The 21,384-nt window shown below is 68.6% G+C and carries 18 protein-coding genes; 15 read left to right on the plus strand and 3 right to left on the minus strand.

Annotation, left to right across the window (positions count from 1 at the left end; all coding sequences use genetic code 11):
- The first annotated feature begins 243 nt into the window (after positions 1 to 243).
- The 5 genes from eccCa (at position 244) to ACIBTM_RS16980 (ending at position 7,533) form a co-directional block, all read left to right on the plus strand.
- Positions 244 to 4,251 (plus strand): type VII secretion protein EccCa, encoded by a 4,008-nt coding sequence (eccCa, locus tag ACIBTM_RS16960; protein ID WP_395877535.1) that lies wholly within the window; start codon positions 244 to 246, stop codon positions 4,249 to 4,251.
- Between the two features lie 68 nt (positions 4,252 to 4,319).
- Positions 4,320 to 6,269, plus strand: coding sequence for a type VII secretion-associated protein (locus ACIBTM_RS16965; RefSeq protein ID WP_395877537.1), 1,950 nt, complete (start codon positions 4,320 to 4,322; stop codon positions 6,267 to 6,269).
- A gap of 12 nt (positions 6,270 to 6,281) precedes the next feature.
- Entirely contained in the window at positions 6,282 to 6,644 is a 363-nt protein-coding gene (locus tag ACIBTM_RS16970) for a hypothetical protein (protein ID WP_037332653.1), read from the plus strand.
- A gap of 233 nt (positions 6,645 to 6,877) precedes the next feature.
- Positions 6,878 to 7,198 (plus strand): WXG100 family type VII secretion target, encoded by a 321-nt coding sequence (locus ACIBTM_RS16975; RefSeq protein WP_395877539.1) that lies wholly within the window; start codon positions 6,878 to 6,880, stop codon positions 7,196 to 7,198.
- A 50-nt stretch (positions 7,199 to 7,248) separates the two neighbouring features.
- Positions 7,249 to 7,533 (plus strand): WXG100 family type VII secretion target, encoded by a 285-nt coding sequence (locus ACIBTM_RS16980; protein ID WP_073847324.1) that lies wholly within the window; start codon positions 7,249 to 7,251, stop codon positions 7,531 to 7,533.
- Between the two features lie 122 nt (positions 7,534 to 7,655).
- Here ACIBTM_RS16980 and ACIBTM_RS16985 read toward each other — a convergent pair whose 3' ends face one another.
- Together ACIBTM_RS16985 and ACIBTM_RS16990 are read right to left on the minus strand one after the other, a co-directional pair.
- Positions 7,656 to 8,393, minus strand: coding sequence for a DUF4333 domain-containing protein (locus ACIBTM_RS16985; protein WP_395877541.1), 738 nt, complete (start codon positions 8,391 to 8,393; stop codon positions 7,656 to 7,658).
- Positions 8,394 to 8,396: 3 nt separating this feature from the next.
- Positions 8,397 to 9,287 (minus strand): hypothetical protein, encoded by an 891-nt coding sequence (locus ACIBTM_RS16990; protein WP_395877543.1) that lies wholly within the window; start codon positions 9,285 to 9,287, stop codon positions 8,397 to 8,399.
- A 276-nt stretch (positions 9,288 to 9,563) separates the two neighbouring features.
- On the opposite strand from ACIBTM_RS16990, the gene rplM reads away from it, so the two are divergent.
- From rplM to ACIBTM_RS17020, 6 genes are all read left to right on the plus strand, one after another.
- Positions 9,564 to 10,016, plus strand: a complete 453-nt coding sequence (gene rplM, locus ACIBTM_RS16995) for a 50S ribosomal protein L13 (RefSeq protein WP_005166833.1) — start codon at positions 9,564 to 9,566, stop codon at positions 10,014 to 10,016.
- 14 nt (positions 10,017 to 10,030) lie between these two features.
- Positions 10,031 to 10,534, plus strand: coding sequence for a 30S ribosomal protein S9 (gene rpsI / locus ACIBTM_RS17000; protein WP_005166834.1), 504 nt, complete (start codon positions 10,031 to 10,033; stop codon positions 10,532 to 10,534).
- 257 nt (positions 10,535 to 10,791) lie between these two features.
- Positions 10,792 to 12,126: a phosphoglucosamine mutase gene (gene glmM / locus ACIBTM_RS17005; protein WP_395877546.1), complete on the plus strand. Its 1,335-nt coding sequence runs from the start codon at positions 10,792 to 10,794 to the stop codon at positions 12,124 to 12,126.
- 136 nt (positions 12,127 to 12,262) lie between these two features.
- Positions 12,263 to 12,574 carry a hypothetical protein gene (locus tag ACIBTM_RS17010; RefSeq protein ID WP_360957940.1) on the plus strand — a complete coding sequence of 104 codons (312 nt, stop codon included), beginning with the start codon at positions 12,263 to 12,265 and terminating at the stop codon, positions 12,572 to 12,574.
- Positions 12,571 to 15,069, plus strand: a complete 2,499-nt coding sequence (locus ACIBTM_RS17015) for a hypothetical protein (RefSeq protein WP_395877548.1) — start codon at positions 12,571 to 12,573, stop codon at positions 15,067 to 15,069. The genes ACIBTM_RS17010 and ACIBTM_RS17015 overlap by 4 nt, the downstream gene beginning before the upstream one ends.
- Before the next feature lie 29 nt (positions 15,070 to 15,098).
- Positions 15,099 to 15,581: a hypothetical protein gene (locus ACIBTM_RS17020; RefSeq protein ID WP_395877550.1), complete on the plus strand. Its 483-nt coding sequence runs from the start codon at positions 15,099 to 15,101 to the stop codon at positions 15,579 to 15,581.
- Between the two features lie 4 nt (positions 15,582 to 15,585).
- On the opposite strand, the gene ACIBTM_RS17025 is transcribed toward ACIBTM_RS17020, so the two are convergent.
- Positions 15,586 to 16,518 (minus strand): cytochrome P450, encoded by a 933-nt coding sequence (locus tag ACIBTM_RS17025; protein ID WP_395877552.1) that lies wholly within the window; start codon positions 16,516 to 16,518, stop codon positions 15,586 to 15,588.
- A gap of 15 nt (positions 16,519 to 16,533) precedes the next feature.
- Here ACIBTM_RS17025 and ACIBTM_RS17030 point away from each other — a divergent pair, with 15 nt between their 5' ends.
- From ACIBTM_RS17030 to ACIBTM_RS17045, 4 genes are all read left to right on the plus strand, one after another.
- On the plus strand, positions 16,534 to 18,231 hold the full coding sequence (locus tag ACIBTM_RS17030) for a fatty acyl-AMP ligase (RefSeq protein ID WP_395878095.1): 1,698 nt from the start codon (positions 16,534 to 16,536) through the stop codon (positions 18,229 to 18,231).
- A complete protein-coding gene (locus ACIBTM_RS17035; RefSeq protein WP_020633351.1) occupies positions 18,221 to 18,526 on the plus strand; it encodes an acyl carrier protein in 306 nt (101 codons plus the stop codon). Before ACIBTM_RS17030 ends, ACIBTM_RS17035 begins: the two co-directional genes overlap by 11 nt.
- Before the next feature lie 140 nt (positions 18,527 to 18,666).
- Positions 18,667 to 18,981, plus strand: coding sequence for a hypothetical protein (locus ACIBTM_RS17040; protein ID WP_016331125.1), 315 nt, complete (start codon positions 18,667 to 18,669; stop codon positions 18,979 to 18,981).
- Positions 18,981 to 21,371: a hypothetical protein gene (locus ACIBTM_RS17045; RefSeq protein ID WP_395877554.1), complete on the plus strand. Its 2,391-nt coding sequence runs from the start codon at positions 18,981 to 18,983 to the stop codon at positions 21,369 to 21,371. The genes ACIBTM_RS17040 and ACIBTM_RS17045 overlap by 1 nt, the downstream gene beginning before the upstream one ends.
- Positions 21,372 to 21,384 lie beyond the last annotated feature (13 nt).

Here is a 21,384-nt window from a genome sequence, read left to right on the forward strand (position 1 = left end):
GACGGCCGGATCGCGTTTAGGGGGCTAAACGCACGTCGGGCGTCTGGCCGCCGGATCGCAGTTAGCCCGCTAAACGCACGTCGGCGGAGCCGGAGCCCTACACTCCCGACATGCGTACGGCCCCGTCCGGGGCCGTTCTCGGCGTTGTCCGGATTTCACCGGCCACGTTCGATAGGTTGTCTCGCGCACCCGTACGCGCACTAACGGTGGCCGCCATCGTCGAGTTTGAAGAGGGGTCCTTCGATGAGCACGCTGCAGTTCAAGAAGTCACCGCGCCTGGCGGCACCGCGGCCGCCGGGCGGCGAGGTGCATCTCGAACCGCCACCTGAGGTGCCGCGCACCATCCCGGGCAACATCGTCATGAAGCTGCTTCCGGCGGTGATGATCGTCGCTTCCCTCGGGATGATGGTCTTCATGTTCACCACGGGTGGACGCAATCCCATGATGATGATGATGGGCGGCATGATGGTGCTCAGCACCGTCGGCATGATGGCCGGCGGCGCGGGCAAGGGCGGCGGCGCCAAAAAGGCCGAGATGGACGAGGACCGCAAGGACTACCTGCGCTACCTCGGCCAGATGCGCGACAGGGCCCGCGAGGCCATGGTCGACCAGCGCGCCGCTCTCGAATGGGTCCACCCCGACCCGCAGACGATGTGGTCGCTGGCCGCGAGCCGCCGCATGTGGGAACGCCGCCAGAACGACCAGGACTTCCTGCACCTCCGCGTCGGCCGCAGCTCGCACCGCCTCGCGACGCGGCTGGTGCCGCCGCAGACCGGTCCGGTCGACGAGCTGGAGCCGATCGCCACGCTCGCGCTGCGCCGGTTCGTCCGCGCGCACTCGATCGTCCCGGACCTCCCGACCCAGATCACCCTCCGTGGGTTCGCCGCGGTCAGCATGCAGGGCGACCGGGGTCTCACCCGCGGCCTGACCAGGGCGATGCTGGCCCAGCTGGTCACCTTCCACAGCCCCGACGACGTCCTCATCGCGGTCGCGACGGCGGGCCGCGCCAAGGAGGAGTGGGAGTGGGCGAAGTGGCTGCCGCACGCCCAGCACCCGGCCCTCGCCGACGGTATCGGCCAGCTGCGGATGATGGCGGGCTCCCTCGCGCAGATCGAGCAGTGGCTCGACGAAGAACTCCGTGATCGCCAGCGGTTCTCCCGTAACGCGACGCCCGCCCCGGACCAGCCGCACGTCGTCATCATCGTCGACGACGCCGAGGTCACCCGCGAGGAGCAGATCATCCTCGAAGAGGGGCTGGTCGGTGTCACCCTGATCGACCTTTCCGACTCCATCGGCAACCTCGCGGCCCGTCGTGGCCTGCGGCTGGTCGTCGAGGAAGACCGCCTCGGCGCGCGCAGCGCCGGCGGCGTCGAATGGTTCGGCCGTCCGGACACGCTCAGCGTGGTCGAGGCCGAAGCGCTGGCCCGGCTCCTCGCCCCGTACCGCGTCGGCACCGCCGCGCAGGACGCCGCCGAGGAAGAGCCGCTGCTGTCCAACCCCGGTCTGCTCGAACTGCTGGGCATCCCCGGCGACCCGATGACCTTCGACGTCCAGCAGGCCTGGCGGCCGCGCCCGGTGCGAGACCGCTACCGCGTCCCGTTCGGCGTCGGCGAGTACGGACAGCCGGTCGAGCTGGACATCAAGGAAGCCGCGATGGAGGGCATGGGCCCGCACGGCCTGTGTATCGGGGCGACCGGTTCCGGGAAGTCGGAGTTCCTCCGCACCCTGGTGCTGGGCATGCTCGCCACGCATTCGTCGAGCACGCTGAACTTCGTCCTCGTCGACTTCAAGGGTGGTGCGACGTTCCTCGGTCTGGACGCCGCGCCGCACGTCTCCGCGGTCATCACCAACCTCGCGGACGAGGTCACGCTGGTCGACCGGATGAAGGACGCGCTGGCGGGCGAGATGAACAGGCGCCAGGAAGCGCTGAAGAACGGCGGTAACTTCAAGAACGTCTGGGAGTACGAGAAGGCCCGCGAGAACGGCGCCGACCTCGACCCGCTGCCCGCGCTCTTCATCGTCTGTGACGAGTTCTCCGAGCTGCTGGCCGCGAAGCCGGACTTCATCGACCTGTTCGTCGCCATCGGCCGTCTGGGCCGGTCGCTGCAGATGCACATGCTCCTCGCGTCGCAGCGGCTGGAAGAGGGCAAGCTGCGCGGTCTCGACTCGCACCTTTCCTACCGCATCGGTCTGAAGACCTTCTCCGCCGCGGAATCCCGTGCCGCGATCGGCGTGCCCGACGCGTTCGAGCTGCCGTCCGTGCCCGGTGGCGGTTACCTCAAGTACGACACCTCGACGCTGGTCCGCTTCAAGGCCTCGTACGTGTCGGGCCCGTACCGGCCCGCGGGCATCAAGGCCGCCGGCCCGGTCGCGACCGTGGTCCGCGCGGACAAGCGCCCGCAGCTGTTCGTCCCGGACTTCGTCGAACTGCCGAAGGAACCGGAGCCGCAGCAGATCGAGGCCGCGCCGGTGGAAGAGGCCAAGTCGGAGGAGGCCGTCGAGCCCAGTGAGCTCGACGTGATCGTGTCCCGGCTGATCGGCCAGGGCCCGCCCGCGCACGAGGTCTGGCTGCCGCCGCTCAAGGAGCCGAACTCGCTCGACACCCTGCTCCCGAACCTGAACCCCACCGACGACCGCGGTCTTTCCCCGGTCGGGTTCTTCGGCAACGGACGGCTGCAGGTGCCGATGGGCATCGTCGACCGCCCGTACGAGCAGCGTCGTGACCTGCTGTGGGCGGACTTCTCCGGTGGCGCCGGGCACGGTGTGATCGTCGGCGGTCCGCAGTCGGGCAAGTCGACGATGCTCCGGACACTGATCATGTCGATGGCGCTGACCCACACCCCCGAGGAAGCGCAGTTCTACGCGCTCGACCTCGGTGGCGGTACGTTGGCCGGTCTCCAGGGCCTGCCGCACGTCGGTGGTGTCGCCGTCGCCCGGCGCGAGCCGGACAAGGCCCGCCGGATCGTGGCCGAGCTGACCACCCTGCTCACCGAGCGGGAAGGCCGGTTCGGTGCCATGGGCATCGACTCGATGAACGAGTTCCGCAACCGCAAGCGGCGGGGCGAGATCAAGCCCGAGGAAGACGCCTTCGGTGACGCCTTCCTGATCGTCGACAACTGGAAGGCGCTGCGGGACGACTTCGACGAGCTGGAGATCTCGATCACCAAGCTCGCCACCCAGGGTCTTTCCTACGGTGTGCACGTCATCATCGCGGCGAACCGGTGGGCGGACATCCGCCCGGCGATCAAGGACATGATCGGTACCCGGTTCGAGCTCCGCCTCGGTGACCCGAGCGAGTCCGACATCGACCGCCGGGTCGCGGTGAACGTCCCGGCCGGCCGCCCCGGCCGTGGTCTCACCAGGGACAAGCTGCACCTGCTGACCGGTCTTCCGCGCATCGACGGATCGAGCAACCCGGACGACGTCGCCGCCGGTGTCGCCGACGCGGTGGCGAAGATCAAGGCCGCGTGGAAGGGCCGTCCGGCGCCGCAGGTCCGCCTGCTGCCGGAGATGGTCACCTACGACGAGGTCCTGTCCATCGACTCCAAGCGCAACACGAAGCTGGTGCCGATCGGCGTCAACGAGGAAGACCTGCAGCCGATCTACCTCGACTTCGCCGCCGATTCGCATTTCTACGCGTTCGCGGACGGCGAGTCGGGCAAGACGAACCTGCTGCGCCAGATCACCCGGGGTATCACCGAGCGGTACACGACGCAGGAAGCGGTCATCATCCTCGTCGACTACCGGCGCACGATGCTCGGCTTCATCGGCGGAGACCAGTTGCTCGGCTACGCGGTGTCCGCCGCGCAGCTGGACAGCATGGTCAAGGACGTCCACGGGTCGATGACCCGGCGGCTCCCCGGTCCGGACGTGACGCAGGAGCAGCTGAAGACCCGGTCCTGGTGGACCGGTCCGGAGCTGTTCGTCATCGTCGACGACTACGACCTGGTCGCCACTCAGACGAGCAACCCGCTGAAGCCGCTCGCCGAGTTCCTCGCGCAGGCGAAGGACGTCGGTCTGCACATCGTCGTCGTGCGCCGCAGTGGTGGCGCGAGCCGGGCGATGTTCGACCCGATCCTCGGCAAGCTCAGGGAGATCGCGGCGCCCGGTATGGTCATGAACGGCTCGCGGGACGAGGGCAACCTCGTCGCCAACGTGAAGCCGAGCCAGATGCCGCCGGGTCGAGGAAACCTCGTGACCCGGAAGCACGGCAAGCAGCTCATGCAGGTCTCGTGGATCCAGCCGGACTGACCTCCCGCGGAACCAGGTGAGGGACGGGCCGGGCGTGGGGTGACGACGACGATCTGCGGGAGTGGCTTGTGACAGTGCGGGTTGCGGTGGACTTCGGGACATCGAGCACCTGCGTAGTCGCTTCGATCAACGGCCGCGAGCCGCAGGTCGTCGTGGTGGACGGGCAGCCCTTGATGTCGTCGGCGGTCTACGCCGCGCCGGACGGGACGCTGTTCGTCGGCCAGGAGGCGGAGCGGCAGGCGGCGGTCGATCCGTCGCGCTACGAGCCGAATCCGAAGCGCCGGATCGACGAGGGCGACTTGCTGCTGGGCGACAACGTCCTGCGCGTGACCGACGTCGTCCACGCCGTGCTGAAACGCGCGGTGACCGAGGCGCGCCGGCTCGCGGGTGACGCCGAGGTCGAGCTGCTCGTCCTGACCCATCCCGCCGATTGGGGCGCGACCCGCACCCGTCTGCTCCGGCAGGCGGCGGGAGGGCTCGCGCGCCAGGTCGCGCTCGTGCCGGAGCCGGTCGCCGCGGCGGTCTATCACGCGGCGACGTTCGCCCCGGCCGATCTCAACTCCGAGCGCACCGTCGAGTTCAGCGGCCGCCCCGGTGACGCCCTGGCGGTCCTCGACCTCGGCGGCGGCACCGTCGACGTCTCCGTGGTGCAGCGCATGCCCGGCAGCCCGGCGGATCGCAGTTCGCCCGCTAAACGCGCCGGGTTCCAGGTGCTGGCCACCCGGGGCGATCCGAGCTTCGGGGGAGCGGACGTCGATCAGGCGCTCCTGGAGCACGTGGGGTCGCTGGTGTCGTCCGTCGACCCGCCGGAATGGCGGAAACTCGTCGAAGGCCGCGAACTCACCGACAGGCGACGGCGCCGCGTGCTGCGGCAAGACGTGCGCGGCGCGAAGGAGACGCTGTCGCGGCACGCGTACACCGACGTCCCGATGCCGCCGCCGTTCGCCGACGCGCATGTGACCCGGGAGGATCTGGAGCGGCTCATCGCGGGTCCGCTCGGGCGCGCGGTCGAGTTGACCGTGGCCGCGATCGGCGATTCCGGGCTGCGGCCGAAGCAGCTGACGGCGATCTTCCTCGTGGGCGGGTCGAGCCGGATCCCGATGGTGTCCCGGCTGGTGCACGAGCGGACCGGGGTCGTGCCCACCACGCTGGACCAGCCCGAGACCGTGGTCGCCCGCGGCGCTCTGCGTGCCGTGCTGATCGACCCGGACCGGACGGGTTCGCTGGCGGGCTCCGCCGTCTCCCGGGTCGGCGGTGCCCCCGCACCCGCCGACCGGCGTCCCGATGCCCCGCGTGCCCCGTTCCCTCCCGGCCCTCACCAGCCTGCCCCGCCCCCGCAGAGCGCGTTTAGCCCGCTAAACGCGACGCGGCAGCAGGGGCCGCCGTCGCCCCCGATGGGGCAGCAGGGGGTCGCGGCCCCGCCGCCGTGGCGGCCGGGTGAGCCCTCCCGCGAGACCGGGCCCGCCGAGCGTGGCGGGAAGAAGAAGACTCTCTGGATCGTCGCCGCCGCCGTGGTGGCCGCGGCGGCGATCACCGGCGGCGTCCTCTTCGCGGTGAACAGCGGGGAGGCCGAGCCGGAGGGCCGGACGCTCGCCCAGTACGACTACCGCTTCGTCGCGCCGCTGGACTGGACGCAGACCGACGACCGCGTCGCCAAGCGCCAGGTGGTGATCCACCCGAGCGAATCCCTCAACGGGGACGACCTCGTGGTCGCCCAGGAGAACGTGATGGACTACGACGCGACGGCCGACAGACAGAAGCTCGTCGACGAACTCAGCGGCCTGGCCCGGCTGGAGCCGGACAAGTACAGCGGCTTCAACGGCGCCGCGAACTACGCCGGCAAGTCCGTCATCTACTACCGCGAGACCAAGCCGAGCGCACGCGTCGACTGGTATGTCGTCGCTCAAGGAAAGATCCGCGTCCACATCGGTTGCCAGTACGGCACCGGCTCACCGCTCGAACAACGGGTGAGCGCGGCCTGCGAGCAGGTCGTCAAAACGATGGTGGTCGTCAACTGAAGGGGGAGGCACATGCCACCCGAACCCGAGACCGCCGCCGAGCACTTCGCGCGTACAGGACGCGACGCGGTCACCTATGCCCGGCAGGTCGCCCGTACGGCCAAAGCGCGTTACGAACGCCGCCGGGGCGAGAACGCCGAACTGGCGAAGCAGTTCGGCAAGGGGCGGCTCGCTGGCGGCGAGACCGCGCCGACCCCCGCCGTCGTCCGGAACGCCGCGAAACGGTTCCGCGCGGGCGCCGGTCTTCCGGTTCCCGCTTTGCCACCGGCGGCGGATTTGGTTCCCCTTCGGCCGGAACCCGTGTCCAGACGGCCACGTGTGGGTGACGACGACGAGGACTTTTCGCAGTCGCGAATCATGAGCCGCGGCGATTGACCGGCTGCTGTGCATTCGCTAAATCCCGTGGTGGAAGCCCTTTTTCGCGCGTGAATCGCAGCGCGTGGGCCGGATTCCCGCGATCGGTTCCCGCCGGGAGCGTTAACGCAAGCAACTACTTGAAACCAACGAGCGACAAGAGGGAACCAGACGTGGCAGTGTCTCCGTCGTAGGTCCGTACCAAACGAACTTCACCGAGTACGGATAAACCACGAACGAAGGGGGTAGCTCCCATGGCTGGCGGATTTACCGGGACAGTTGAGCAGTTCACTCAGTCCGAGAAGCGCGTGACCGAGGTCCGCGTTTCGATGGACCAGAACCTGAGCAAGCTTCGCGACAACATCGAGGCCACCCGCGCGGGCTGGACCGGTGACGCTGCGATCGCGTTCAACAACGTGATGAAGCGCTTCGACGAGGCGGGCCGTGGGCTCAACCAGGCCCTCCAGAACATCGGTGACCTGCTCGAGCAGGCCGGTTCGAAGTACAACGCGACCGAGCAGCAGCAGCAGGAGCTCATCAAGTCGGTCAACCAGGGCTTCGGCGTCCTCGGCTGATTCGGCTACACCGCACCAAAACCAAGACTTTCTGATTACTGGAGGAACTTATGGGCGAGATGAAGGTCGATTACGCCACGATCCACGCGGCGGCCGACGACTGCAAGAACACCGGTGGCGAGCTGGAGTCCCTCTTCGGGCAGCTGAAGAGCGACCTGGCCCCGCTGGTCAACACCTGGGACGGTGACGCGAAGACCGCGTACATGGCCGCTCAGCAGGAGTGGGACAACAAGTTCGAGGAGCTCAAGCAGCTGCTCGCGCAGGTCGCCGGCGTGCTGCCGCAGCTGGCCGACGGCTACCAGGCCACGGAGCAGGGCGTCACCGGCCTGTTCTGAGTCTCCCGGCTCCGAACGAGCAACGGCGGGCAGGCATCCTCGGATGCCGAGCCCGCCGTTTCGTTTGTGTCAAAGGAAAAGCCGCGACGGTCACCGTCGCGGCCTTTCCGTGTCCGTACCGCTCAGTGCGGCGCGCCGACCTCGAATTCCGGGGTGGTGTTCAGCACCCGGACGGTGACTTTCTTCTGCTGGCCCGAAAGGTCGATCGAGCAGTCGAACGTGGCGCCGTTCTCCACCGGTTGGCCGGAAGGACAGCTCACATTCTTCACGTCCGGCTCCCCGTAGTGTTCGTTGAGCACGCGGACGACACCGTCCTGGACCGATTTCTGATCGAGCGTGTCACCGGCGAAGGCGCCGAGCAGCCAGGCCCCGACGCCGCCCGCGATCACGACGGCGGCCGCGATCCCGCCGATCAGCAAGGTCTTCTTCGAAGCCTTGGGCTTCTTCGCGGGCTCCGTCCCGAAGGCGCCGAGCCCGCCGTACTGAGACGGCTGTGCCTGCTGCGCGGGCTGGAACCCTCCGCCGTACTGACCCTGCGGGGGAGTGCCCGGACTTTGTTGCTGTGCCTGCCAATCCTGCTGCTGCGGCATCGGCTGCTGCTGCGGTTGTTGCCACCCCGTGCCCTGCGCCGGGGGTGCGCTTTGCTGCCAGGGCCCGGAAAAAGAGCCGGTGACGCCGGGCTGCTGCTGCCATTGCCCGGTGTAGGAGCCGGTGTTCGCGGCGCCCGCGTCGTTCTGCTGCCACTGCCCGGCATGCGGTCCGGTGGCCTGGCCTTCCTGTTGCCAGCCCTGCTGCTGGTTCCCGGGATTCGCCGGGGGTTGCCACCACTGCTGCGGCTGTTGCGGCTGCTGTTCGGTCATGCCTCAGACGCCTTTCAGCTCGTTGAAGCGGCGGTTGAAGTCGTCCTTGGCGGCCTTGTCCGGCAGCACGGTGATCTGCGAGGCGTCCGGCAGCTTCGGCAGATCCTGCGTGCTCGCCTTGCCGGTGAAGCGGAAGTCGTAGCGCAGCTCGATCTTGTGCCCGCCGCCCTCGATCTTGGCCTCCATCACGATCTGGCTCAGCGTCCCGTCCGGGTTGAGGGAGACGGTGGTGTGCACGGGGGCCTTCTTCATCTCGGCCGTGACCGCGCTGCTGATCGACGTCGGCAGGATCTCCACGCGCCGTTCCATGAACTTGCCGAACGGGACGTCGGCGGTCAGCTCGATCCGGTTCTCCGGAAGGCTTTTGGCGCCCTTCACGATCTTCTTGTCCGCGTTGTAGGCCACGGCGATCGCGTCCGCCATCTTGCAGGCGGTGATGATCCCGACCCACGCGCAGGGGATGGTCAGCCCGGCCTCCGACTTCGGCATCGAAACCCACGGTGTCGGGGCGAGGCTCTTGTAGACGGGCCCGAGGTACACGTACTCGACGGCCCCGTCACCCGGGGTGTACCAGTCGATGCTGTCGTCCGGGTTCTTCTGCGAGCGCTGACGGCTGACCCGGCTTTCCGGCGAACCGGTGCGAGCCGAGGAGAGCGTGCTGCGGATGTACTTCTCGTCGAAGCGGAAGTAGGCGCCCGACTCGATGGTGACGTCGCGCTGGTCGCCGATGGTGTCCTGCAGCTTGTTCATCGCCGTTTCGAACTTCGTGCCGACGTAGGTCGCCGCGTCGTCGCCCTTCGGCACGGCCGTGCCCGCGCGCCCCTGGCCGCAGGCGGTGGTCAGCACCAGCACGGCGCTCAGCACGCACAAGATGGTCGTTGGACGTTTGTTCATCGCCGTTCCCCTGATCGAGTCCCCCGCGCGCGGTGCGCGTCCGGATCGTCTCATCCTCTCCCGCGAAGGACGATGCCGTGGGCGGTTCCGCCACACCGGCGAGGTACAGTTGCGGGGCGCCCGCCGGGCGCCGGTCCTAGTATGGGACCCCGGACCGACCCCCGCTTCGCAGTAGGGTCGGGCGTGGGGGTATCTTCATATGTCGTTGTGCGCTGCGGCGCGTAAGCGCTAGGCCCGCACAGAACCCACACGCAATGTTGACGACGAGGTAGACCCTTGCCCACGTACAGCCCCAAGCCCGGCGACGTCACTCGTGCCTGGCACGTGATCGACGCCGAGGATGTCGTGCTCGGCCGGCTCGCGACCGAGGTCGCCACGCTGCTGCGCGGCAAGCACAAGCCGACCTACGCCCCGCACGTGGACACCGGTGACTTCGTCATCATCGTCAACGCCGAGAAGGTCGCGCTCACCGGTAACAAGCGTGAGCAGAAGTTCGCGTACCGGCACAGCGGTTACCCCGGTGGTCTGCGTAAGCGCTCCTTCGGCGAGCTGCTCGACACCAAGCCCGAGCACCTGCTCGAGAAGGTCGTCAAGGGCATGCTCCCGAAGAACAAGCTCGGCCGCGCCCAGGCGAAGAAGCTCAAGGTCTACGCCGGCGCCGAGCACCCGCACGCCGCGCAGCAGCCGCAGGCGCGCGAGATCACCAAGATCGCGCAGGTCGCGCAGTGAGTGAGGAACAGTCTGTGACCAGCACCGAGGAGACCGTGACCGAGGCCGTCGCGGCCACGGAGACCGCTCCGGTCGGCGACGCCGTCGCGACCAGCGAAACCCCCGCCGCCCCGCGCCCGTCGCGTGCCGCCGGTGGCAACGCCCAGACCGTCGGCCGCCGCAAGGAGGCCGTCGTCCGGGTGCGCGTCGTTCCCGGTACCGGTGAGTTCAAGCTCAACGGCCGCACGCTCGAAGAGTACTTCCCGAACAAGGTGCACCAGCAGCTCATCCGTGAGCCGCTGGTGACGGTCGACAAGCCCGACTCGTTCGACATCTTCGCCAACCTGCACGGTGGCGGGATCTCGGGCCAGGCCGGTGCGCTTCGTCTCGCGATCGCCCGTGCGCTCGTCGAGGTCGACGCCGACGACCGCCCGGCCCTGAAGAAGGCCGGCTTCCTGACCCGTGACGCTCGCGCCACGGAGCGGAAGAAGTACGGCCTCAAGAAGGCCCGTAAGGCTCCGCAGTACAGCAAGCGCTGATCGCGCCTCTGGCGCAACCCGCGGAAGCGCCCATCCGTCTCTCGGATGGGCGCTTCCGTGTTTCCGGGGTCCTTCGGGCCTCGCTCGCCCGCCAGTCCCACTTGTCACACCCGCCACACGTGCCCCACCCGTGTCGCGTTTAGCCCGCTAAAGTCGCGCGCGTCGCGTTTAGCCCGCTAAAGGCGAACCGGGGGTGCGGGAGGGTGGAGAGGGGCACTGGCTAGGTTGTCGTGGTGGTTTTTCAAGGAGGTCGACAGATGGCTCGTCTATTCGGTACCGACGGCGTACGTGGCCTCGCCAACGGGGAGCTGACCCCGGAGCTGGCGCTCTCGCTCGCCGCCAGCGCCGCCCGCGTCCTCGCCGCCCACGACCGTTCGCACCGCCCGGTCGCGGTCGTCGGCCGTGACCCGCGAGCCAGTGGCGAGATGCTCGAAGCCGCCGTCGTGGCGGGACTCACGTCCGCCGGCGCCGACGTGCTCCGTCTCGGTGTCCTCCCGACGCCCGCCGTCGCGTATCTCGTCGGCGCGCTCGAAGCGGATCTCGGCGTGATGATCTCCGCCTCCCACAACCCGATGCCCGACAACGGCATCAAGCTCTTCGCCGCCGGCGGCCACAAACTTCCCGACGGGATCGAAGACGAGATCGAAGCCGGTCTCGCCGCCCCCGTCACCCGCCCGACCGGCATCGGCGTCGGCCGGGTCAAGGACGTCCCCGACGCGGGTGACCGCTACATCCAGCACCTGCTGTCGGCCACCCCGCATCCGCTCGAGGGCCTGCGCGTCGTCGTCGACTGCGCCAACGGCGCGTCCTCCTTCGCCGCCCCCGAGGTCTACCGCAAGGCCGGCGCCGAGGTCATCGCGATCCACGCCGACCCGGACGGCGTGAACATCAACGAACACTGTGGGTCGAATCACCCGGACGCGTTGCGCGCGGCCGTCGTCGAGCACAACGCCGACCTCGGGATCGCGCACGACGGTGACGCCGACCGCTGTGTCGCGGTCGACGCCGCGGGTGAACTCGTCGACGGCGACCAGATCATGGCCGTCCTCGCGCTCGCTCTCGCCGAGACCGGCGAGCTGACCAAGAACACCCTGGTCGCGACCGTGATGAGCAACCTCGGCCTGCACCTGGCGATGCGCGCGCACGGCATCGACCTCGTCACCACCGCCGTCGGCGACCGCTACGTCCTCGAAGAGCTCCGCGCGAGCGGGTTCGCGCTCGGTGGCGAGCAGTCGGGTCACGTCGTCCTTCCCGCCTACGCGACCACCGGCGACGGCCTCCTCACCGCGCTGCGGGTGATGAGCCGCATGGCGTCCACCGGTAAGTCGCTCGCCGACCTCGCCGCCGTCATGAACCGCCTGCCGCAGGTGCTGGTGAACGTCCCGGTGGCGGACAAGGCGGCGGTCGCCGTCTCGGCCGCGGTCCGTGACGCGGTCGGCGCCGTCGAAGCCGAGCTCGGCGAAGAAGGCCGTGTCCTGCTGCGGCCGTCGGGCACCGAGCAGCTGGTCCGCGTCATGGTCGAGGCCCCGGCGCACGACACCGCACAGGCGGCCGCGGACCGGCTCGCGGGAGTCGTCTCCTCCGCCTCGTAAGCCCTCTCACGTTCTCCCCAAGTCGCTGCGCTGCGGTTACCGGCCCGGTACATTCCGTGTGCAAGGAACGGCACCGGGAGGGCTTGGGCCACGTCTGATCTCCGACGCAGATCGTTGCCCAGGGTGAGGGGGAGACATGGCCGGCGGCCACAAGGTCGATCCGCAGGCGTTGACGCAGGCGGCCAAGGCACTGAGCGACATTCCGAAGCACGCTTTGGAACAGCCATTGGCCGCGGTCAAGGACATCCAGCTGATCGCGATGGACTTCGGGCAGGGACACCAGGACAGCTACGGTCCGTACCGGCCCGCAGTCACGCGGCTGGCGAACATGGCCGACAGCTATCTCAAGGCCGCTGACCTGTTCGCGCAGAAGCTGACCGCCTCGGGTGGCAAATACGAGGCCAACGAGGCCGACACGAGCCAGGCTGTGAAAGCGAGTGGCCGGTGACCGCCAAGGAAGAAGACGACCTCCCGACTCGGGCAGAGGTCGAGCAGATCATCAACGACGAGCGGATCCCATGGGACGTCCGGCGTGATCTCGCTCTCCAGTACATCGACTACATCGAAGACGAAGACCCCGATGAGGTCGGCTTCGCCAGCGACGAGGACAAAAACGGTTTCCGTGACGCCGTAAAGGCGCAGATGAAGATCAGCGAAGGCGATCTCAACGGGAACAACTTCTGGGGCGGGATGCTGTCCGACATCCCGGTGATCAACAGCCTGGAAGAAAGTGTTCAGGTCGCGTACGGCAATGCCAAGGGCTATGTCGACAAGTTCGCCGAAGAAGGCCGCCAGGCGAACCAAAAGGCCAACGCCGACGCCAGGGCGGGCCTCGATCAGATGGCCTCGAAGGCGACCGCCACCAATCCCGCCGCGGAGACCTCGGACCAGATCCTGGACTTCGGCAAAGCGTCGTTCCGGAACATCGAGATCTTCGTGCCGCTCTACAACCGTTCGGTCGCGGCGGTGCATTCCGGCGCGCCTGCGGACATCAACCAGCTGCGTGAGTTGTACGACCAGCAGCGGAAGATCCCGTTCGGGAAATTCGCGGCCGGTGCCGACGAGTTCACGAAGCTGAAGGAAGCGGTCGCCACCTCGTCCGCTGACGTGTCCGGGGAGATGAACAAGAACCTCGGAGGCTGGGAGGGGGCCGCTGCGGACCAGGCGCGGACCTACCAGCAGAACTACGAGGCCAAGACGAAGGTGGTCGCCGACGGCGCGGAGCACGCGGCCGTCGCGATCATGACGGCGGCCGGATCGGTCGCGAAGTTCTGCCGCGACAAGGCCGACTGGATGATCAAGGCGTCGTGCGACCGGCTCGGTGAGGTGACCGCGCAGGACCTGGATCGGATCATCCGCATCGCGGAGCTCGGCGACAACGCCAGCCAGGACGACTTCAAGCACTGCTCGAAGTTCCTCGACCAGCAGTCGCGCGACATGATCAACGACGACGACTGCGACCTCGACGACGACACGATCGAGCACATCATCGGACAGGTCAAAAGCTACCTGTCGGGAACCTTCAATCCGTTCTACTCGAAGTACCTGAACGACTTCAGGACCATGTGCGCCAATACCCACGCCGCGGTCGCCGGGGCTTGGCAGGGGCTGACCGACTTCTTCAGCCAGCTCGAAGAGAACCCGTTCGTCAATCTCGACGCGGCCGCCGGGACCTCGGGCGGTGGGTTCAAGACCGGTGGAGGCCAGGAGAACGGCGGCGGGCACACCGGCGGTCCTGGATCAGGACCCGGTAGCGGTGGCGGCGGCAACACCACGCCGATCGGTGACGCGAAGCCTCCCGCCCCGCCGGCGCCGCCGAGCCCTCCGGACCCGAACATCAACCCCGTCACGGAGAAGCCGCTCGAAGTCGACCCGGAGACCGGCGAGGCGTACCCGATCGATCCGCGCACCGGAGAGGCGGTCAAGCCGGAGGCCCCGGAACCCGTCACCGTCGAGCAGGGCGATCACAAGATCTCCATGGCCGAGCCCGGCAAGGACGGCAAGATGGGGATCTCGGTCGACGACGGCTCGGGGCAGCCGAAGGACTACAAGCTCGACTTCGGCGACTCGCGACCGTTGGCGGACGACACTCCGAACCGCGGACCCGGCGGCGACCCGGCGGCGGGCGGCGCGATCCATCGTGACACCGCACAACGACCGGACGCTCCGCGGGTGGAAGACCAGGCGTTCAAGCCCGGTCCGGACGGCAAGATCCACATCGAGGACGGCACCCTCAAGATCACCGCGGAGCGGCCGGACGGGCCGGACGGGCCCACCCGGGTGACGGTCGACGACGGCAGCGGCAAGCCGACGACGTACACCCTTGGCGAAGAGAATCCAGCGGCCAAGACGGCCGCTGGAGCCGGTGGCGCCGAGGCTCGTCCGGACGCCGCGGTGCCGGGCGGCAGGCACGCCGCCGAGCCCGGTTCCGGTCAGCCCGTGGAATCGGCGGCGAGGGACCACGCGACGACGCAGGCCGCTCCGGAGCCGGCGTCGCAGGGGGAAGCCCAGTCCGCGCGAACGCACGATGTTCCGGCTTCCGGCGCGGTCGAAGCCCCGGCGGCCGCCACTGAGCAGACCACGCCGGCCGCGGATTCGGAGTCGACGTCGCCGCAGTCACTGAGCAGTCCTATGGGTGACGACGGCGCACTCGGCGAGATCTCCGATCCGGCGGGTGCCGGCGGCGGCGCGTCCACCTCCTCGACCTCGGGGCTCGGCTCGGCGCCGGGCGGGGGTGGCGACCAAGCCGCCGCCATGAGCGGTGGAATGGGCATGATGGGCGGCGGCATGATGGGTGGTGCCGGCGCGGGTGGCGGCGGTGGCGAGGATCAGCAGCGCTCCTCGAGTGGTTACCGCGTCGACGGCGGCCTCTTCGACACGGCGACGTCGAGCAGCCGGATCAGCGGTTCCCTCGACGACGACGGTGTCATCGGGTTCCGCTAGCGGCCGGTATCAGCGAGGGAGGACTGACCGTGGGTTCCGAGGACGCGCTTGCCGCGATGAAGAGCAAATTGGCGAATCTGGAGAGTGAGAACTCCGCAAGGATGGCTCTGCTCGACAAGCGCCGTGAAGAGGCACTCGCCGAGGCCAAGGAGAAGTTCGACAAACAGTCGAAGATCCAGGGCGGTGTCATCGTCCGGTTGCAGGAGCGCAACCGCAAGGCCAAAGCCGCGGGCGGCTGGGCGACCGAGTCGACGCTGAGCGAGAAGGTCGAGGACGACGGCGACTTCGGGTTCGAGGAAGACGAGGCCGAGAAGGAGCGCCGGGCCGGGTACCGGACGGCGGAGGAGCCGCCGGTCGTGTACCGGCCGCCTGCGCCTTCCGTGCCGGCGTCGGCACCTCCGCCGCCTCCGGCTCCCGCGCCGGAAGAGCGTCCGGCCGGGCGGCACCGGCGGGCGGCGGCCGCGCGGGGTGACGACGACGATTTCGCCAACACCGACTGGCTGGCGACCTGAGCGGTCAGGTTCGCAGCGCGACGATGGCCCGTTCGACGCCGTGGAAGACGGCGTGCGTCTTGTACCGCACGTCCTCGGCGACGTGGTCGGGAGTCAGGATCTCGGCGAGGGCGCGAAGCGCGACTTCGCCCTCGGCGACCGCGACCCGCGAGCCGGGGCAGGTGTGCCGGCCGAGGCCGAAGGCGAGTTCGGCGTCGGGGCCCAGCGGGATGGCCAGTTTGTCCCCGGTCGTGAAGTCCTTGCCCGCCAGGGAGAACGGCGCGATCACGCGGCGTGCGGCGAAGCGGGTCGGGGCGATTTCGTGGATGAGACCGCGTACGTCGTCGAGGACGTCGGGGCGGCGTAGGAGTTCGAGGCCGGCGAGGGCGAGGAAGTTCATGGAGTTCTCGTATGCCGCGTGGGCGAGCATCACCGGCGTGATCATCAGCTCGTCCTCGGTGATCCGGCCCGTTTCGTGCGCTTCGCGGAGCAGCGCCAGCCCGCCGCCTTCGACGGCCGTCGCCTTGAGGAAGAACATCGCGACCCTGAGCGCGGCGGTGTCGGCCCCGGCGGGTCCGCCCGACCAGACGTCGAGGTTCGCGGCGGTCTCGGAAAGGTTCGTCAGCAGCTTCTCTCCGAGCGGCTCGACCGTGCCGAGCACCGCCTCCGTCACCCTGGCCGCCGCGGGCCTGGCGAAATCGGCCACCAGGTCGAACCGCGGGAGCGACTTTAGCGGGCTAAACGCGATCCGGAGGTCGGAGAGCACGGCGTCCGGAAGCGGCTCCACCAGGGCGATGACCTCCTTGACGACCGCGCGCAGCCGCCGGTGGTCCGCGCCGTCCATCAGCAGGAGATTCGGGGTCTCGGCCGCGGCACCGCCCGGGTTCGAGCTGAGCTCGCGGTCGCGCAGGGCCTTGACGCGATCCGCCGGATCGTCCAGCACGAAGAAGTCGTCCACATTCGTATGATGCCCATGCCGCGGCCGGAGGATGTGCCAGTGCTCTCAGAAGTGCCCGAAGAAGTTCTGCGGACCCCGCTCGTGCGGCGGCTGCTCGAACGCGCCGAGGTCGAGCGCCCGGCGTACACGCACCTCGATTGCTCGAACCGGCACGAACCCGTCGAGGACACGCTGACCTGGGCGGAGCTGCTCGTCCACGTCCGGGCGGTCGCGGCGAAGCTGCGTGAGGTGATCCAGCCGGGAGACCGCGTCGCGATCACGGCGCGGCAGGACCTCTCGTACGTCGTCGCGTTCTTCGGCGCGCTGTACGCCGGGGCGGTCGCGGTGCCACTGTCCGCTCCCGACGTCCGAGCTCACCGCGAACGGCTGGTCGGCGTCCTCAACGACTGCGACGCCGACATCTGGCTCACGTCGGAAGCCCTGGTCGAGCGGCTGACGGAGTTCGCCGAGACCGAGCCGGTTCCGGTGCCCCGCGAGATCATCGCCGTCGACACCCTGCCGGCGGATCCGGCGGACCAATCGCCGCCGTCGCCGGTTTCCCCCGAAGACCCCGCCTATCTGCAGTACACCTCTGGCACGACGCGATCACCCGCCGGCGTGATCGTCACGCATCGGGCGTTGTCGGCCGCCTGCTGGCAGATCTGCGACGCCTACGACGTCGACGAGCGCACCACGTGCGTCGGCTGGATCCCGTTCTTCCACGACATGGGGCTGGCGCAACTGCTCGCGGGGACGATGCACTCCGGCGGCCGGACGGTGTTCATCGCGCCGCTGGAGTTCATCCGGCGGCCGGAGCGCTGGCTGCTGCTGATGTCGTCCTATCCGAACACGCTCACGGCGGCCCCGAACTTCGCTTACGACCTGGTGACCGAGGCCGTGCCGGCGTCGAAGCGCGCCGAGTACGACCTCTCGACGGTGTCGATCGCGCTCAGCGGCAGTGAACCGGTCCGGGCGGCGACCGTCCGGGAGTTCCTCGCCGCTCATGAACCCCACGGCTTCCCGCGTGGCGCGTTCCGGCCGTCCTACGGTCTGGCCGAGGCCACGGTTTACGTCGCCAGCGGTGATTCCGACGGCCCGGTGGTGACCGAAGTGGACGGCAGGGAAGTCGTGGAGATCGGCTGGCCCAGGGGACAGCGGGTCCGCGTCGTCCCGACTCCGGATCGCGTTTTGCCCGCTAAAGGCGAAGTGGGCGAGATCTGGGTCAAGGGGCCCAACGTGGCGGCCGGGTACTGGCGGCGTCCGGAGCTGACCGCCGAGGTGTTCGACGCCGAACTCGACGGCGAGGGTGGCTGGCTCCGCACCGGAGACCTGGGCGCGATCCGCGACGGCAGGCTGTCGGTGACCGGTCGCATCAAGGACCTGATCATCATCGACGGCCGTAATCACAGCCCCCATGACATTGAGGAGACGGTCGCCGCCGCGCACCCCCTCCTCGGGCCCGAACGGGTCGCCGCGTTCTCGGTCGACGGCGACGAAGGCGAGGGCGTCGTCGTGGTCGCCGAGCGTGCCCGGAAGGCCCCCGACTTCGACGAATCCGAGATCGCGCGGGCCGCCACCCGCGCCGTCGCCGAGCGGCACGACGTGCGCCTCCGCGCCTTCTTCCTGGTGAAACCCGGCGGCCTGCCGCGGACCTCCAGCGGCAAGGTCGCGCGTTCCGCGGCCAGAACGCGGTACTGGACGGCGGATGGGACAGAATCCACCCATGGCAGCTGACGGGAGCGAGTACGTCGACGAGATCAAGGCCCTCGTCTGCGAGACCTTCGACGTCGATCCGGACACCATCGACGAGAACACGCCCTTCGCCGAGATGGGTGTCGACTCCCGGCGCCGCGTCCGGCTCCTGGCGACGGTCGAGGTGGAGTTCGGTATCGACATCGATCTCGACGAGCTGGACCGCCTGGTCGACATCCGGGGCGCGGCGACCGTGCTCGCGGAGGCCGTCGAGGCGGGCGCCAAACCGCGAAAACGCGGTCTACCAGGCTTCTTGCGCCGAAATCGTTTGAGTTAGCAAAGGTGTGAATGTCCCTGCGGTCTCGATGACCGGTGGGTACATTCTGTGTGCATATGCGACGGCACCTGATGCGGTCGGCGTGCGTCGTAGGTAGGACAACGAGGCGGATACAGAGCGGGACGAAGGGGGCACCGGTCATGCCGGACGGGGGCTACAAAGCCGATTCAGAGGCGATGCTCACGGCGTCGACGTCGTTGGAGCGCGCGGCTGAGAAAACGACGTCCGAGGCGGGGAAGGTGGGGCCGACCCAGGTCGGGCCCGAGAACTTCGGCCGGGTCCACAAGGACTATCAAAAGGGCTACGCCACCGGGATTCTCGCCATTTCCGACGCGATGAAGGGCTACGCAGGCCAGCTCACCCAGCTCGCCGGCGGCGTCAGCACCGCGTCGACCCGCTACACCTCATCCGACCAGGCGAACGCCGCGGCCGCCAACAAGGCGGGAGCCCAGTAATGAGTGAACCGACGCCCGCACAGATCAGGGAAATCCTGAACGACCCGTACGTCACGCAGGGCACCAAAGACGCCTTGTTGCTGCCGTTCGGTAACAGGGAAGAGGCCTACAAAAAGGCCGTCGCCGAACGTGACTCGAACGCGGCAGGGGACAAGAAGCAGGCGGCCGCGACGAAGCAGGCCGACAAGGACCTCGACGCCATGTCCCGGCCGGCCGCCGGGGGTGCGACCACCAAGTCCGACCAGGTGCTCGACCTGGGAAAGCCGGCGCTGGACTTCTTCTCCGACTGGGCCGAGCAGGTCTGGAACAAGATGCCGGAGAAGTCGGGCGAAATCAGCTACAAGACCGACATCTGGGACCGGTTCCACGAGAACCGTGAGATCAATTTCCAGAAGATGTTCGACGAGGTCGAGGACCTCGCCGACGCCAAGAAGATCGTCGAGCAGACTCAGAAGGACGCGACTTCGGCGTTGACCACGCTCTTCCACGACTGGAAGGGCAAGGGGGCGACGGCCGCGAAGGTCAAGTACGAGCAGCGAATCCAGCCCGACGCGAAAGAACTCATCGCGCAGATGGAAGGTGCCATCAAGCTGGTGCCTTCGACCATCGACAAGATCTACAGCGCACTCAAGCTGAAGGTCGACGAGACGCTGAAGCTGCGTGTCGACAAAGTCGCCACAGCGCCGCTGTACACGGCGAAGCAGGTCGTCGAGATCGCGAACGGCAAGGTCGATTCCAAAGAAAAGCTCATGGACGTCGCGGTCTGGCTCGACTCCGCGTGTCCGGGCAACAACCTCGCCGAACGGCTGCGTGACGACGACTGCAAGCTGAACGACGAGAACAAGGACTACGCGATCGGGGCCGCGAAGCAGTGGCTGAAGGGCTCGTTCGCCACCGAGTTCGGCGAGCGGTACGAGAACTTCAAGAAGCTCTGCAAGAACGCGACCGAGACGATCAACACGCAGTACCACGAGCTTTCGCGGTTCATGGAGGACTACACGAACCCGTTCCCCGCGCCCGGGTCCGAGAAGACGACGCCGCCCGATGACGGCAAGAAGGAAGGCGGCGGTAACACCGGTGGCGGTAGTGGCGGCGGAAGCGGGAGCGGCGGTGGAAGCGGCAGTGGCGGTGGTGCCAGCACGCCGCCCGCCGCTTCGGTCCCCGAGACGCCGAAGCCGGAGGAGAAGCCCGCCGAGGGCATGAACCCGGTCACCGGGAAGCCGCTTGAGCTGGACCCCGAGACCGGCAAGCCGTACCCGATCGACCCCGCGACGGGCGAGGCGATCAAGGACGGCATCGACGGTCAGGACACCATGACCGTCCAAAAGGGCGACAACAAGATCGAGATGTCCGAGCCGGATAAAGACGGCAAAATGGACATCAAGGTCGACGACGGCAAGGGTAACGAGAAGGACTACAAACTCGACTTCGACGACCCGAAGGGCGAGGACGGCAAGCCCGGCGAAGAGGGTAAAGACGGCAAGGAAGGCGAGTTCGGGCCGAAGGGCACGGTCAAGGAGGGCGAGCCCGGTCCCGACGGTGTCTACCGGCCCGGTCCGGACGGCAAGATCCACATCCAGGACGGCAACCTCAAGATCACCGCCGAGCAGCCGGACGGCCCGAACGGCCCGACCGTGGTGACCGTCGACGACGGCAAGGGCGAGCCGACCACTTACACCCTCGACGAAAAGGGTGAGAAGAAGGAGCTCAAGCCCGGCGACGACCTCAAGAACGGTCTCGACGACCGGAACCCCGGCAACCCGCAGCCCGGCAAGACCGACGACATTCGCACGATGCCCGCCCCGGCCGAAGGCGGGATGGCGCCCGGTGGAGGCGGCGGCAGTGGCTTCAGCGCTCCGGGCGGCGTCGAGGTCGGTGTCGGTGCCGAAGGGACCGCTGGGGTATCCGCGGGAGCCGAAGCCGCCGGTGGTGGTGGCGCTTCGGGTGCCGGCGCCGATGGCACCGTGCCGACCGCCAGCGGCGGCGGAGGCGGTGGCAGCTTCGAAGGCGCGCTCGGGAACCCCATGGAGGGTGGTTCGTCGGGTGCGCTGAACGAAGCCGGCTCGCTGGAAGCGGGCATGCAGTCCGGGGGCGGCGCGCAGCCTGCCGGGGCCGAAGGCGGTCTCGGGATGGCTCCCGGCGGGATGGATCCGGCGCCCGCGGGTGCCGGCGGTGCCGGTGCCGGAAGCTCGCCCGCCGGAATGGGCGGCATGATGGGTGGAATGGGCGCCATGGGCGGCGCGGCCGGCGGTGGCGGAGGTGACACGCAACGCGGGTCGAGCCAGTACCGCGTCGAGGGTGGCATTTTCGAGACCAGTGGCGCGGGCGGCCGGATCAGCGGATCGCTCGACGACGAGGGTGGCGACCGTTCGATCAGTTACGAGCGATGATCGCCTGACCGGG

The organism is Amycolatopsis sp. NPDC049868 (genome assembly GCF_044461365.1).
Lineage (GTDB): Bacteria > Actinomycetota > Actinomycetes > Mycobacteriales > Pseudonocardiaceae > Amycolatopsis.